This window comes from Bradyrhizobium sp. CCH5-F6 (genome assembly GCF_001556045.1).
GTDB lineage: Bacteria > Pseudomonadota > Alphaproteobacteria > Rhizobiales > Xanthobacteraceae > Bradyrhizobium.
The window spans coordinates 56172-70959 of sequence record NZ_LSIC01000073.1 but is presented as its reverse complement, the minus strand read 5'-3'; the positions used below and the strand labels follow the sequence as shown (position 1 = coordinate 70959).

At 59.8% G+C, this 14788-nt stretch carries 14 protein-coding genes; 4 read left to right on the top strand and 10 right to left on the bottom strand.

Going from position 1 to position 14788, the window contains the following annotated elements; genetic code table 11:
- The first annotated feature begins 10 nt into the window (after window positions 1-10).
- Together AX729_RS12820 and AX729_RS12815 are read left to right on the top strand one after the other, a co-directional pair.
- Window positions 11-1036 (top strand): glycoside hydrolase family 5 protein, encoded by a 1026-nt coding sequence (locus tag AX729_RS12820; protein WP_061023517.1) that lies wholly within the window; start codon window positions 11-13, stop codon window positions 1034-1036.
- Window positions 1037-1307: 271 nt separating this feature from the next.
- The gene (locus AX729_RS12815) at window positions 1308-2627 is read left to right on the top strand and encodes a phospholipase D-like domain-containing protein (protein WP_156456913.1); all 1320 of its coding nucleotides are present in this window, start codon (window positions 1308-1310) and stop codon (window positions 2625-2627) included.
- Window positions 2628-2642: 15 nt separating this feature from the next.
- On the opposite strand, the gene AX729_RS12810 is transcribed toward AX729_RS12815, so the two are convergent.
- Together AX729_RS12810 and AX729_RS12805 are read right to left on the bottom strand one after the other, a co-directional pair.
- Window positions 2643-3689, bottom strand: a complete 1047-nt coding sequence (locus AX729_RS12810; RefSeq protein WP_061023513.1) for an O-methyltransferase — start codon at window positions 3687-3689, stop codon at window positions 2643-2645.
- Entirely contained in the window at window positions 3686-5098 is a 1413-nt protein-coding gene (locus tag AX729_RS12805; RefSeq protein ID WP_061023511.1) for an ATP-binding protein, read from the bottom strand. Before AX729_RS12805 ends, AX729_RS12810 begins: the two co-directional genes overlap by 4 nt.
- A gap of 155 nt (window positions 5099-5253) precedes the next feature.
- Between AX729_RS12805 and AX729_RS38585 the strand changes: the two genes are divergently transcribed.
- Together AX729_RS38585 and AX729_RS38580 are read left to right on the top strand one after the other, a co-directional pair.
- Entirely contained in the window at window positions 5254-6354 is a 1101-nt protein-coding gene (locus AX729_RS38585) for a DNA cytosine methyltransferase (protein ID WP_082770425.1), read from the top strand.
- Between the two features lie 4 nt (window positions 6355-6358).
- On the top strand, window positions 6359-6817 hold the full coding sequence (locus AX729_RS38580; RefSeq protein WP_082770420.1) for a very short patch repair endonuclease: 459 nt from the start codon (window positions 6359-6361) through the stop codon (window positions 6815-6817).
- A gap of 409 nt (window positions 6818-7226) precedes the next feature.
- On the opposite strand, the gene AX729_RS12800 is transcribed toward AX729_RS38580, so the two are convergent.
- The 8 genes from AX729_RS12800 to AX729_RS12765 form a co-directional block, all read right to left on the bottom strand.
- Window positions 7227-7499 carry a BQ00720 family protein gene (locus AX729_RS12800; protein ID WP_011083553.1) on the bottom strand — a complete coding sequence of 91 codons (273 nt, stop codon included), beginning with the start codon at window positions 7497-7499 and terminating at the stop codon, window positions 7227-7229.
- A 50-nt stretch (window positions 7500-7549) separates the two neighbouring features.
- Window positions 7550-7975 (bottom strand): Hsp20 family protein, encoded by a 426-nt coding sequence (locus AX729_RS12795; protein WP_035704151.1) that lies wholly within the window; start codon window positions 7973-7975, stop codon window positions 7550-7552.
- 286 nt (window positions 7976-8261) lie between these two features.
- Window positions 8262-9350, bottom strand: a complete 1089-nt coding sequence (locus AX729_RS12790; protein WP_061023510.1) for a sn-glycerol-3-phosphate import ATP-binding protein UgpC — start codon at window positions 9348-9350, stop codon at window positions 8262-8264.
- Between the two features lie 13 nt (window positions 9351-9363).
- Window positions 9364-10212, bottom strand: coding sequence for a sn-glycerol-3-phosphate ABC transporter permease UgpE (gene ugpE, locus AX729_RS12785; protein WP_061023508.1), 849 nt, complete (start codon window positions 10210-10212; stop codon window positions 9364-9366).
- Window positions 10212-11093 carry a sn-glycerol-3-phosphate ABC transporter permease UgpA gene (gene ugpA / locus AX729_RS12780; RefSeq protein ID WP_061023507.1) on the bottom strand — a complete coding sequence of 294 codons (882 nt, stop codon included), beginning with the start codon at window positions 11091-11093 and terminating at the stop codon, window positions 10212-10214. The genes ugpE and ugpA overlap by 1 nt, the downstream gene beginning before the upstream one ends.
- Before the next feature lie 49 nt (window positions 11094-11142).
- Window positions 11143-12459, bottom strand: coding sequence for a sn-glycerol-3-phosphate ABC transporter substrate-binding protein UgpB (gene ugpB / locus AX729_RS12775; protein ID WP_061023505.1), 1317 nt, complete (start codon window positions 12457-12459; stop codon window positions 11143-11145).
- Window positions 12460-12847: 388 nt separating this feature from the next.
- Window positions 12848-14053, bottom strand: coding sequence for a CaiB/BaiF CoA transferase family protein (locus tag AX729_RS12770; protein ID WP_061023503.1), 1206 nt, complete (start codon window positions 14051-14053; stop codon window positions 12848-12850).
- 177 nt (window positions 14054-14230) lie between these two features.
- Window positions 14231-14656: an organic hydroperoxide resistance protein gene (locus AX729_RS12765; protein WP_061023501.1), complete on the bottom strand. Its 426-nt coding sequence runs from the start codon at window positions 14654-14656 to the stop codon at window positions 14231-14233.
- Window positions 14657-14788: the final 132 nt, after the last annotated feature.

Here is a 14788-nt window from a genome sequence, read left to right as displayed (position 1 = left end):
GAAAACAAGGATGCGCACCGTCTACGCCGCCCGCCGGTGGGTGACCTTCGCTATCGCCTCGGCAATATCCGTCCTCGCAATCTGCTCCCGGGCCGACGCGGCCGGGCAGGGCACCGCGCCCGCTCCCGTGGCATTGGGGCGCGGCATCAACATCCTTGGCTACGACGGCATCTGGGAGGGAGGCCGGAACGCGCCATTCCGGCTGGATAACCTCACTGCGATCAGGAAGGCCGGGTTCTCGCACGTCCGCATCAATTTCTTCGGCTTCAAGTTCATGGGCGAGGGAAATCTGCTGGAAGAAACCGTCTTGAGGCGGCTTGATGCCGTCATCGAGGAGGTGCTCGCCCGAAAGCTCATCCCCATTCTGGACGAGCACGATACCCATGTCTGCCAGCGCGACGTCTCCGAGTGCACCGAGAAGCTGAAAGCGTTCTGGACGCAGATCGCCGCGCGCTACGCCGGAAAATATCCGAAGCTCGTCTTCGAGGTCCTCAACGAGCCGGGCGGGCAGATGACGTCCGCAAGCTGGAACGCCCTTCTGAACGAGTGTCTCGGCATCATCCGCGCCACCAACCCAAGGCGGACGGTCATTGCCGCGGTTCTCAACGTCGATGAAATGCCTGTCGACGATCTGGTCCTGCCGTCGGACGACCGAAACCTCATCGTCACGTTTCACTATTACGCGCCGATACGCTTCACGCATCAGGGCGCGCCGTGGTCGCCGACGTTCTCGCGAATCGGTCCGCTTGATTGGGGCACTGCGGAGGACGAGAGCAAGGCTCGCGCCGATTTCGAGAAGATCCGGTCCTGGTCCGAAAGGGAGAAGCGCCCGATCTATGTCGGCGAGTTCGGCGTGTACGAAGCCGCGCCAGCCGAAGCACGGACGAGATATCTGTCGTTCGTGGCGCGCAGCGCGGAGCGGCTCGGCTGGGCATGGGCCTACTGGCAGTTCGACCACGATTTCGCGGCCTTCGACAGCGAGCGCCAAGCCTGGAAGCCGGACATTTTGCGGGCGCTGATGCCGGCGGTGCGTTGAGGCGGGAAGGTTATGCGACCTGAACTCGGCGTGGAGGATGTGACGACGGACTAGACTAAGGCAGGACTTGGATAAACCGGTGCTCAGGAAAGGATTGCTGTAGCGCCGGCAAAGGTCATTGATTTTACTGTCGTTTTTCTACTATTCTTCATCATTGTTTACCAGCCTCGTGACGCGTTCCCTCTGCCATCGGAGCCTCGATGAAGGCTGCCGCCGGAGACGCCACCTTGGGTAAACGTGACTTCAGCGCACTCCTTTTAAGAAGCTCGCCATGGAAATCGATCCGTCCCCAGAAGTCCGCCCCCTCCTCCGATCAATGCTGGAAGCGGTAGGAGAGCAATTGCGGTGTTCGCCTGAACATAATTTGATTGTGGCATCGCCGTACCTGACTTCGACCATCGCGGAGGACCTTTTAACGGGCGTCGCGCCCTCAACCGTGAAAATTCTCACGACGTTCCGGGCAGAGAACTTTGCCTCCGGCGCATCCTCCTTGGCCACGCTTCGCCGAATCGTCCTGGCTGGCTTTCAACTGAGCCATTCCGATAATTTGCATGCCAAAGTGGTCTCTTCTGAAGTCTTCTGCTCGATCGGAAGCCAAAATCTGACTGAGGGCGGCCTTCAGAACCGAGAAGCTTCCGTACTGATCGTTGAACCTGCCAGAGCGGCAGAGGTGCGGAAGGAGTTGGATCGATGGTTGCAATCCTCGCATCCTATTACCCTTTCGATGATCGATGACATGGAAAAGCAGATTGAACCGCTCCGAGCGAAGTTCGAGGAACTTCAGGCTGCCATCCGTGACGTCGACTCGTCCGTTCGCACCGCAGAGGCGCTTAGAGCGCGGAGACTTCGTTGGGAGAAAGAAGAGAAGGAGCGGCGCGAGCGGCGGGCACTCCTTGAAAAGACAGCCAACGTATATTCGACGCTGCGATCAGCTGTTCGTTCAGCGCCTGCGAGCGGCAGAGCGTTTCTGACCCTTCAGCATCTAGGCAGCGACATGTGGTCCTCCTGGAACTCCCATTACACACTGCTTGCCTCGCCTAACGTAGACCTCACGCAGTGGATAATTGATGGAGCGGCGGAGGTGCTTACGAAGCGGCAACGATACCTGTTGGTGGCACCGGAGACAGGAAAGCTCGGATGGCCCGCACTGAATAAGACGCGGCTTACACGATTTGGTATGGATCTAACACCTCAAAGCGAACGCTTGCGTCTGGGAGGGCACCTCTTGAAGGTGGAAGAAATCACCTTCAATCGATCACTAGCGACGCTCAAAGATTGGAATGTCAAGTTCCACATTTCGCGCGACAACGACCAATGCATGCTGTTTATGCGCTTCACCCTGAAGGGACTCGATCTTGAACATCTGGAGACCGGCATCTCCCGAAACTCCAAAGAATTCGAGTCGATCATATCTACAAACGCCAACAGACTGTCTGCACAATTAAGGCGGACCTTGACCGACTCATTTCGCTACAAATCAAACAGTCGAGGTATTGACGCGCAGGAATTTTGTGACGGGCTCGAATCGCGATTGGTTCTGAGGCTAAGGACTTACGGTCTCCGTCGCTTCCTAAGCCTTGAAAGCAGATAGGAAAGCCGCTGCGCTTCATAGTATTACGTGTCGGAATGTTGGGTAGAATCTTTGAAAGCTGCGGAAGCCATCAATTAGGGCCGTCGTCGGGATGCTTTCGTGAAGTTTGAAATTCATCATGGCAGCCAAGTCTACCGAACTCTTCGTATGAATTTCCCTGTCGAGAGTCAGCTTCTCCCAAATGGTAAGCTGAGGAATCTCAACGTCGACCAATTCATCCCAGTTGCGGACGGCTCCTGGAACTGAGTCCAGTCCCATCTGCTCGCGACACTTCTTGACCTTCTCTTGTTGTATGACCACACCCGTGACGCTGAGCATCCGGTGGCCATCGGCATAAGTCGTGATGGATAGCGGCTCGAATACGAACTGGCCGCCCGCGCTGAACGCAGATTCTGCCGCCATATTGAACGCATAGACGACCAAGCGAGCGACACCTAACTTATCGCCGAGGTCTTTGGCCTTCGCGCCAGGCTTGAGTTGATCACCCAACATCTCCCGCAACGCTTCAAATCGGAGCTCTGTTGTCTCCTCGAATGAGACCTCTTTGGATACTCTCGCTAATGTCTTCTCGTCTACATCCACAGTTATCCGGACAACATCATCCGGCTCACTCACCCTAAGCAGTCCTTCAAACGTATCCAGACAAGCCCGCAATGTCGTGGCATCGGTCATGTCGAACCAAACCGCCGAGTTGTGATCTGCGCTTACTCCGGCCGCCTTGAGGATTGCGGCCTTCTGCGACACGAAATCCTCCGTCGAGTAGGCCGTAGGTACGATGCAGGAGAGCGGTAAGTTGAACTTCTGTCGATTCAACACGTCCGCATCTATCTCAAGCGAGATTAACTTCACCATGCCAAACGACGCATTCATCAGTTTGTGATCTTCCATGGCGAAGCTGCCGAGTCCCACGTAGACAAAATCCTGAATGGATCTGTACGCGGCGTAGCGAGACAGCACTTCCACGAAAATCCGTCGATCAACGAACTTGTGCGGGCGCAGAGCGTAATTTACGCCGAATGCTCCCGCTGCTCCTGCCGGGGTGAGCTCGGTTGCGTCAATCATTTCTTTGAAATCCGCTTCATTACATCATCAAAGCACGCGACACCTACGTCCGATGGCTTCGCCGTAGGATCATCCAAGAGCGCTTTGCCAATGCGCGCGATATCTGACTGATCTTTGAGAAAGCTTATTCGCTTCATCTGGCTTGGCTCTGGGGCCGGAAGATTGGGCGTAAAGCGTTCCGCTCCGTGAAGCTTACGCAACGCGTCGAATGTGACTTTACTCTGGAGTGCCTTGAGTGCGGGCAATTCCATGAGCTCCGCATCTTGGAACAGCTTCTTTGCTTTAATGCGATCAGCTTTCCAATGGTTGGTGAAGTTCGTGAAGCGCTTAGTCCCCTCCCGCATGTACTCCTTTAAATTCAGATAGAGAGTCGACGATGCATCGAGGCCGCGCTTAGTGGTCGTGAGCGGAAGATCGAGAGGTTTATCCGAGTCCAGCGTAAGAATGCCCCGGATTCCGATGAACTGGGGATGAAATCGAGGAACGCCTGCCTCACCCCATCCAGTCAGAATCGTTGTGTCATTTGAAACGATAGCCCTGTCGTTGCAGATAATCGTCCAGCCCGAGTTGTCTCGCGTTTGTCTCTGCTCCGTTTCGCTTTCCTCGTCACCTTCAGAATCAGAAGGAGTCCGATACATGCCTACCCATAGCGACGCTTTCACGGTGGGTGTTTCAAACTTGAGCATGTAAGGCGCCATCGCAGCGTTACCCGCCGCAATTTCTTCTGCAGAAGCAGACAGAATGGCAACCGGCGCAGGCTCCACATCGACACCGTTAAGCTCAACTCGGAAGCCTTTGTTGAGTATAATGGCATAGTGCTGTGAGATGAACGAGTTTAGCCTCGTCACGAACGACTTCGTATCAAACATCTTCCCGATTTCCGGGCGCAGCTTCGTAACGGTAATCCGCGTACCATGCTCAAAGGGAAGGCGCTTTCGCTTATAGTCCAGCCGCCACAGGTCCTCGCTACGAAGCCATTTCTCGTTTATGCTGACTTCGAAACCAAAATCGCCGTGCGATTCAACGGACGCTTCGAGCGCCATCTTGAAGATCGCCCTCTTCATACCGATGCCGTAGATGCCTATGGTCTTGTAATGCTCGTTCGGATCAACGTTTCGTCCAATGCCAAACGCCCGTTCGATTAGCTTTTGGGGAATGCCGCCGCAGTTGTCCTCGATCGTAAATCGATCTGCGGACAGGGTGATCTTGCTCCAATACCCCCGAAAAGCCTTGGCTGACGTTGTCGATTTTTTCGAACTGCGAATGATTCCGTCGAGGCAATTGTCGAGTAAGTCCAGGATTGCATCTTCGAGTTCGATGTCTCTGGTAAGCATCTCCACGAAGAAGCGCTTATTGATTCGCATCGTCAGAGAAGGATTAGTCCCGGTCAGAACCGCCTTCTTCGCCATTTTTATCCCCCGCTCGCGAGCCCTAGGTCGGTTGCAATTAACCGAGCCCGCTAGTATTTTGCGTTAAAATCGTCGCCTACAACTTGCGCGAGCCAGAGGTTAAAGCCAATCCCGGCATCGAACTTTTTAACCAAAACCTGTTACACCTTAGTCTGATGCCGAAAGCCGCTGCTGATCGCCCAATCCTGCTCGACCTTTTCTGTGGCTGCGGCGGCTTCACGCTTGGAGCGCACCGAGCCGGATTCGAGACCGCACTCTCTATCGACATAGATCGAAACCTTACTCATTCGTTTACGCGGAACTTCTCGTCTGCTCCGCTGCAAATTGCAGACATTGCGAGCACCAGCGCGTCAACGATCAGGCGGGCAATACCCCGATCAATTGATGGGATCATTGGCGGACCGCCCTGCCAGGGCTTTAGTGCAATTGGACGCCAGGATGCTGCCGATCCTCGACGCGATCTACTAACGGACTTCTTCAGACTTGTTCGAGATTTACGCCCAAAGTTCTTCCTCATGGAGAATGTTAGGGGTCTGGGGTTTGCACATAACAGGCATGTTCTTGATTGCGGCATCGCATTGCTGCCGAGCACTTACAAGGTCATTGGGCCGATGCTCCTAAGCCCCGCGGATTTTGGAGCGGCAACAATACGTCCACGGCTTTTTGTTTACGGATTCGACTCCGATCGCATGGCGCCGATGGATGCGACAATGTTCGTTGGCACATCGCAACCGGCCACGGTGAGAGACGCGATATCCGACCTCGCCGACCTTACTGAGATTGGTACCGATTCTGGCGGCTATGATCTTTGGCGGTCGAGTGCTGACAGTGAGCGCTCCCGATACGCACAGAGCTTGCGGGGTCGGACGCAAATTGTAACCGGTCACAAGAAAACACCGCACCGTCCAGAGATTTCCAAAAGGTTCGCGTCTGTAAAGCAGGGCGGCAAAGACGAAGTCGGAAAGCATGTCCGGCTTTCTTGGAAGGGGCAGTGCCCTACATTGCGAGCGGGCACTGGGGCCGACCGCGGGTCCTACCAAGCCGTTCGGCCAATCCATCCATCGCAACATAGGGTGATCACCGTTCGGGAGGCGGCCCGTCTTCAAGGCTTCCCGGACGGATTTCGATTCCATCCCACGGTGTGGCACAGCTTTCGAATGATCGGGAACAGCGTTAGCCCCATATTGGCCGCCGCATTGCTGTCTCGTATTCGCGCCAAACTTGATGTTCCGATAATGAGTCAAGCGGCAGAATAACTGGATGGTAGACCGATTATCGATTGAACGAAGGTCCGCTCTGATGAGGCGGGTTCGGTCACGCGATACATCGCCCGAGATAACTGTAAGAAGGATTGCACATCGGCTCGGCTTTCGGTTCCGCCTCCATCGCCGGGACTTGCCGGGCACGCCTGATATCGTCTTTCCTTCGTTGAGAGCAGTCATTTTTGTGCACGGCTGTTTTTGGCATCGCCATCACAATTGCAAGAAAGCTTCAACTCCCAAGAGCCGCATCGATTTTTGGACGCTCAAGTTCGAGCATAACGTAGCTCGAGACCTCCGCAACAAAAGCGCACTGCGTCGGTTGGGTTGGCGCGTACATACCGTTTGGGAGTGCGAACTCAAGAAGCCAGCTCGACTTGAGCGATCGATTGAAAGATTTCTTACTACAAGCCGCACTCGCGCGAGACAGATAGATGCCGCTCGTTCTTTCGCAAAATGAAGCCACGGAATCGAAGATCAAAGTGCGCCGACAAGACGGGCGTCTCTTATCAGTTTCCGAGAAAGTATCGAAGAATCATACAGCCGGGCATCCCCTTCGTTTACTACCGTGGCCGCAAGAAAGCCGTCGGGCGGCAGCCGCAAGTCTATTTCGGTAGTGGCGTTATCGGAGACGTCGTCGATCCTGGTCCATCAAGCTTGCTGTTCTGTGATATTGAACTTTGTGGAGTTCGGACAGCTGGCCCCCTTTAAGACAGGCCCTCGGAAAATATGGTGACAACGGTTGTCGATAGAGTCTTTCGCGGGCAGCCATTCAAGGGAAAATGGCCTTGATGGGTCAAAGCAAAACGGGCACGCCTCGCGTGAAGGCGTGCCCGCTTGAAACTCTATTCCTGCGACTCTTGGAGCGCTCAGTGCACGCTCACCGCTTGCAGCTCGTTGCTCCAGGCGTTGGCGACCGCGGCTTCGCGGCTGTCGGTCAGCATGATCGGCGTGCCGTCGGCGGCGTGGAGCGCGAAAAGCTTGAGGCCCGGCGCGATTTTCGGCGCCTCGGGAAACAGGCCCGGAACGTCCTCCGAGCGGATCTGCTTCACATAGGCGATATGCCCTTCGCCCAGAGTTGCCAGCGTCTCCGGAGAGACGTTCTTGGCTTCGTATTCGAACGCAACGTGACCTTCACTCATGGTCTCGACTCCTCTGGAACACTAAGCGGTCGAGTCCGCTACTCGTTCCATTATTCGTGCTCATTGATAGCGATTGTCTTAACGATCCTCTCCGGTTCTGGCCGGGCCAGATCGATCGACAACAGCCCGTTCTTCAGGTCCGCACCCAGCACCAGCATCCCCTCCGCCAGCACGAAGGTGCGCTGGAAGTGGCGCGCGGCGATGCCGCGATGGATGTATTGCCGGGTCTTGTCGTCCTGCTGCCGCCCGCGGATCACGAGCTGGTTTTCCTCAATGGTTACATCGAGTTGGTCGCGCGTAAATCCGGCGACCGCCAGCGTGATGCGCAAACGCTCGGGCTGGCCATCCGAGCCGCCGCACCTCTCGATATTGTAGGGAGGGTAGCCGTCGGCGCCTTTGACGACGCGGTCGAGCACGCGCTCGATCTCGTCGAAGCCCAGCAGGAAGGGACTGGAGAGCGTTGGAACACGAGACATAGTTTACAAAGTCCTCGCAGAAGCGACTTTGGTGTGTCGGGGCCCGGAAGCGGCACCCCTTGATCAGCAATATGGGCACGTTCCCTTGTGGGTTCAAGGACGTAGCCGAGGGCTGTGGATGGGCCAGGGCCGTCCGTCGCCGAGCCCGGACATCGCGCGGATGCTTTCAGTGATCAGGCCTGGGGGTGACGAAAATGCCGCTGAATTTCCCCAATGAAAACAAGCTCCCTTCTACTGTGCATGGGGTTGTTTTCGCAGTTTTGATCGATCGGCCTTGCGGAACCGGTCAGGTCTCGATCCGCGTCCGCCCATCGCCGCTGAACAGGTGCAGCTTCGCCCGCACCGCCGCGACGCGGATCCTCGCGCCAATCGCGGGCGCTTCGGTCCCGGGAATGCGGACGATGATCTCGCCGGGCGGCAGCTCGCCGGGCGTGGCCGCGACGCGCTGGTCTTCCTGCTCGCGGGAGCCGTAGACGAAGGTTTCGGCGCCGACGCGCTCGATCGCTTCCACGGTGAGCGGCAGGGCGACGCCGCCGTCCGGGGTCTGGTCGGTGATGACGAAGTCTTCCGGGCGGATGCCGAGAATGCCGGCGTCGGCCGCGGCGCTGCCGGCGAGCTGCGACCGGATCTCCTCCGGCCGCGTCGACATCAGGTTCATCGGCGGCGCGCCGATGAAGGACGCGACGAAAGTCGTCGCCGGCTTCTCGTAGATCGCCAGGGGATTGCCGACCTGCTCGACCTGGCCGCCATTCATCACCACGAGAATGTCGGCGAGCGTCATCGCCTCCAGCTGGTCGTGGGTGACATAGATCGACGTCGTGTTCAGCCGGCGCTGCAATTTGCGGATCTCGACCCGCATCGCGATGCGCAGCTTGGCGTCGAGGTTGGAGAGCGGCTCGTCGAACAGGAACACCTTGGGCTGGCGCACGATGGCGCGGCCCATGGCGACACGCTGGCGCTGGCCGCCGGAGAGTTGGCGCGGCTTGCGCTCCAGCATCGACGTGAGCTCGAGGATGCGCGCGGCTTCGTCGACGCGGGTCCTGATCTCCGCCTCCGCCATGCCGCGGTTGCGCAGGCCGTAGGCCATGTTGTTGTAGACGCTCATATGCGGATAGAGCGCGTAGTTCTGGAACACCATCGCGATGTCGCGGTCGGCGGGCTCGATCTGGTTGACGATCCGGCCGCCGATGTCGATCTCGCCGCCGGTGACGGTCTCGAGCCCCGCGACCATGCGCAGCAAGGTGGACTTGCCGCAGCCGGAGGGGCCGACCAGCACGCAGAACTGTCCGTCGCCGACATCGACGTCGACGCCCTTGATGGCCTCGAATCCGCCGGGATAGGTCTTGCGGACATTGCGCAGGGTGACGTTAGCCATGGAAACTCACTTCTTACTTTTCCGTCTCGACCAGTCCGCGCACGAACAGCTTCTGCATGACGACGACGACGAACACCGGCGGCAGCATGGCCAGCACGGCGGTCGCCATCACGATCGGCCATTCGGTCAGCGCGTCGGTGGTGGTGATCATCTTGCGGATGCCGATCTGGATGGTCTGCATGTCGTCGCGCGTGGTGATCAGCAGCGGCCAGAGATATTGATTCCAGCCGAGGATGAACAGGATCACGAACAGCGCGGCCATGTTGGTGCGCGACAGCGGCAGCAGCGTATCCCAGAAGAAGCGGAAGGGACCTGCGCCGTCGATGCGCGAGGCTTCCAGGAGCTCGTCCGGCACCGTCATGAAGAACTGGCGGAACAGCAGCGTCGCGGTCGCCGAGGCGATCAGCGGCAGCGACAGGCCGGCATAGCTGTCGAGCATGTGCAGATCGGCGACGATCTTGTAGGTCGGATAGATGCGCACCTCGACCGGCAGCATCAGCGTGATGAAGATGAGCCAGAAGATCGGCATTCGGAACGGAAAGCGGAAATAGACGATCGCATAGGCCGAGATGATCGAGATCGCGATCTTGCCGACCGCGATCAGCAGCGCCATCACCAGCGAGTTCAGCATCATGTTGCCGACCGGCTCGCGGGTCGAGCCGCTCGTGCCGACGAAGATCGTCTGGTAGTAGGTCTCGAGGAAATGGCCGCCGGGCAGCAGCGACATCTGGCCGTTGGCGATCACCGCGTTGTCCTGGGTGGAGGCCACGAAGGCGAGATAGACCGGGAAGGCGACGATCGCGATCCCGATCCACAGGATGATGTGGGCGACGTAGCGCCGGAAGCCCTCTTCCTCGACCATCAGTAGGTCACCTTGCGTTCGACGAAGCGGAACTGGATGCCAGTCAGCACGATGACCATGATCATCAGGATCACCGACTGTGCCGCCGAGCTGCCGAGATTTCCGCCGAGCAGACCGTCGGTATAGACCTTGTAGACCAGCGTCTCGGTCGACTTGCCGGGGCCGCCGCGGGTCATGGTGTCGATGATGCCGAACGTGTCGAAGAAGGCGTAGACGATGTTGACGACCAGGAGGAAGAAGATGGTCGGCGACAGCAGCGGGAAGGTCACGGTCCAGAACCGCCGCATCGGGCGCGCGCCGTCGATCGCTGCGGCCTCGAGCACGCTTCTGGGGATGCTCTGCAGGCCGGCGAGGAAGAACAGGAAATTGTAGGAGATCTGCTTCCAGGCGGCGGCGAGGATGATCAGGGCCGCGGCCTGGTCGCCGTCGAGCAGCGGATTCCAGTCGATGCCGAGGGCGCGCAAGTAGCGCGAGAGCACGCCCAGCGAGGGATGCAGCATGAAGATCCAGAGCACGCCGACGACGGGCGGCGCCACCGCGTAGGGCCAGATCAGCAGCGTCCGGTACAGCATCGAGCCGCGCAGCGGCTTGTCCGCCATCACGGCGAGCAGCAGCGCGAACGACAGCGACGACACCGCGATCGCGAAGGAGAAGAAGAAGGTCCGCAGGATCGCCTCGAAATAGGCGGGCTCCTTGAACAGATCGACGTAGTTCTCGAACCAGACGAAGGTGGTCGAGAGCCCGAAGGCGTCCTGGAGCAGGAAGGACTGGATCACCGCCTGCAAGGCCGGCCAGTAGAAGAAAATCAGCACGATCGCGAGCTGCGGGGCAACCAGCGCGTAGGGCAATAGCTTCGACTGGAAAATGGCTTGCTTTTGCATGATGCCCGCAGCAGCGGCAGGCCGGTTGACCGGCCTGCCGCCTGTCGCCTTACTTCACGGCGGTCTTTTCGAACTGACGCAGCATGGTGTTGCCGCGCTCGACGGCCGCGTCCAGCGCCTGCTTGGCGGTCTTCTTGCCAGCCAGCGCCTGCTCGATCTCTTCCGCCCAGACGTCACGGAGCTGCACCATATTCCCGAGGCGCAGGCCGCGCGAATTCTCGGTCGGCTCCTTGTTGGTCAGCTCGAGCAGCGGCGTCTCGAGATAGGGCTGGTCCTTGTAGAAGCCTTCGGCCTTGGCCTTCTCATAGGCCGCCTTGGTGATCGGCAGATAGCCCGAGGACTTGTGGATGTAGACTTGGCGATCGGTGTCCGAGAGGAAGGTCAGGAATTTCGCGACACCCTTGTACTCCTCGGTCGACTTGCCGCCCATGATCCAGAGCGAGGCGCCGCCGATGATCGAGTTCTGCGGCGCGCCCTTCACGTCGGGATAATAGGGCATCGGCACCGCGGTGAAGGCGAACTTGGCCTGCGCCTTGACGTTGCCGAAGAAGGCCGACGAGGTCAGGTAGAGCGGGCATTCGCCCGACGTGAAGCGGCCTTCGCCGGTGTTGGTGCGGCCGGCATAGTCGTAGGTCTTGTCCTTCTGGAGCTCGACCAGATTCTCGAGATGCTTGACCTGCAGCGGTCCGTTGAACGAGAGCACGGTGTCGAAGCCGTCGAGGCCGTTGGCCTTCGTCGACAGCGGCACGTTGTGCCAGGCCGAGAGCTGCTCGAGATTGACCCAGGTGACCCAGGAGTTCGAGAAGCCGCAGGTGGCGTGGCCGGCCGCCTTCAGCTTCTTGGCCGCGTCGAACACTTCAGGCCAGGTCTTCGGGATCTCGACGTTCGCTTTCTTTAGCGCGTCGAGGTTGACCCACATCACGGTCGACGACGAGTTGAAGGGGAAGGACAGCATCTCGCCCTTCGAGGTCGAATAGTAGCCGGTGATCGCGGGCAGATAGGCCTTCGGATCGAACTTCTCGCCGGTCTCGGCCATCAGCTTGTAGACCGGCTTCACGGCACCGGTCGCGGCCATCATGGTGGCGGTGCCGACCTCGAACACCTGCATAATGTGCGGCGCATTGCCGGCGCGGAACGCGGCGATGCCGGCGTTCATCGTGTCGGCGTAGTTGCCCTTGTAGGTCGGGACCACCTTGTAGTCGCTCTGCGCCCCGTTGAAGTCGTTGGCGAGCTTGACGATGACGTCGTTGTTGGCGCCGGTCATCGCGTGCCACCACTGGATTTCGGTCACGGCGAGGGCCGGCGAGGAGCCGAGACCCACCGCGAGTGCAACAGCAGCAGCTGCGCCAAAATGTCGAAGAGCCATCAAGTAACCTCCCTTGGGCCGTCAAAAATGATCGCTTGCGCTAGCAGCGCCATATGACGTTCACATGACTGTGTAAGCGGCCGAAACGAAAGCGGCAAGCGCGGCAAGGGGGAAGCCGGAAAATAGGCCAAGCCGTGCGCGCACTCCTCCGCCCACGCTGCATATGCGCAGTCCGCGCCGCAGTGCGGCATCGTTGTGTGAGGCTGACGGTCAGGCCGCGGGCTCCAAACCTCTCCCGCTTGCGGGAGAGGTCGGCGCGCAGCGCCGGGTGAGGGCTTTATCCTCTGGGGGATTGTCTCTTCACGGAGACACCCTCTCCCCAGCCCTCCCCCGCAAGCGAGGGAGGGAGCGCACTGCCGATGCGGCAACACTGAAGCTTATTGAAGCCCTAGCGCTTGCGCTCGGGGCCGCAGACCGTGCCGTTCTTGACCATCGCGTCGATCTCGGCCTTGGAATACCCGAACTCGCCGAGCACCTCCGCCGCGTGCTGGCTGAATTTCGGCGGCAGGCGCCGCAGGCTCGGCTTGCTGCGATCGAGCCGGATCGGCGAGGCCACGCCCTTGTACCAGTCCTTCTCGATGATATCGCCGCGCGCGATCGTGTGCGGGTTGGTCAACGCCTGGTCGATCTTCTGCACCGGGCCTGCGGGCAGGCCCGCGGCGAGCAGGCGATTGCACAGCGGCTCGGCCTCGTGCTGGCTGAACACCGCGGCGAGCTCGGCGCGCAGCGCCTCGCGATTGGCGATGCGGTCCTTGTTGCGGGCAAAGCGCGGATCGGTGCCGAGCTCGGGCTTGCCGATCTCCTTGGCGAGCTTGCGGAAGGTGCCGTCATTGCCGACGCCGATGAAGATGTTGTCGGTCTTGGTCGGGAAGATCGCGTAAGGCACGAGGTTCGGGTGCTCGTTGCCGGTGAGGCTTGGCGGCTTGCCATGCATGAAATAATTCGCGGTGTGCGGATGCATGATGGCAAGGCCGGTCTCGTACAGCGTCGTCTCCAGGAACTGGCCCTTGCCCGAGCGCTGGCGTTCCGACAGCGCCATCAGGATGCCGATCGCCGCATAAAGTCCGGTGCCGATGTCGACCAGCGGCACGCCGATCCGCATCGGGCCGCTCTCGGGCGAGCCGGTCGCCGCGATCATGCCGGTCATGGCCTGGATGATGGCGTCATAGCCGGGATTGCCGCCGCGCGGGCCGTCGGCGCCGAAGCCGCAGATCCGGCAATGCACGAGACGCGGGAATTTCTCGCGCAGCACCTCGTTGCCGATGCCCCATTTCTCCAGCGTGCCCGGCTTGAAATTCTCGATCAGGACGTCGGCGGTCTCCAGCATCTTGAGCAGCACGACGCGGCCGCCCTCGGAAGCGAGGTCGAGGCCGATCGAACGCTTGTTGCGGTTGATGCCGACGAAATAGGCCGCGTCCTCCTCGTGGAAGGGAGGGCCCCATTCGCGCACCTCGTCGCCCGCGGGCGGCTCGACCTTGATGACGTCGGCGCCATGGTCGGCGAGGATCTGGGTGCAGTAGGGACCGCCGAGCACGCGCGTGAGATCGATGACGCGCAGTCCGCTCATGGCTCCCGTGGCGGCTTCAGAACTCATGCCTTCGCTTCTCCTGTGTCGACGTTTGATCACAGGCCTAGCGAGGTTCGTGCACGCCAGCAATGGCCCCACGGGTAAGGGGCGTATGCGTCGCTGCGTGCAATCCCGCAGAATGGCAAATCAGCGGTAACGGCCGGCCCTTGGGGGGATCCCGGGCCGGCCAATCCGCACGTCCGATCAGACGACCGTCAGGCGAACGTCGACATTGCCGCGCGTGGCATTGGAGTACGGGCACACCTGGTGCGCCTTCTCGACCAGCGCCTCGGCCTCGGCGCGGGCAAGGCCCGGCAGCGAGACGGCGAGGTCGATGTCGAGACCGAAGCCGCCTTCGGAGCGCGGACCGATGCCGACGGTCGAGGTGACGGAGGCGTCGGCCGGAACCTTCGGGCCGCCCTGGGAGGCCACGAACTTCATGGCGCCGATGAAGCAGGCGGCATAGCCGGCCGCGAACAGCTGTTCGGGATTGTTGCCGGCGCCGCCACCGCCGCCGAGCTCCTTCGGCGTGGTCAGCTTGACGTCGAGCGCGCCGTCGAGGGTTGCAGCATGGCCGTCGCGGCCGCCGGTCGCCTTGGCGCTGGTCTTGTAGAGGACGTTCACGGACATTGTGGTCTCCCTGGGTCCTGGGGTGGGGTGCGATCTATATCGCAGGCAATTAGATTGTGCGCAATATAGATTGTGCTGCCTCACATTTAATTGTTCGCAATTGAATGTCAGGTCGCGCGGCCCCACAATGGC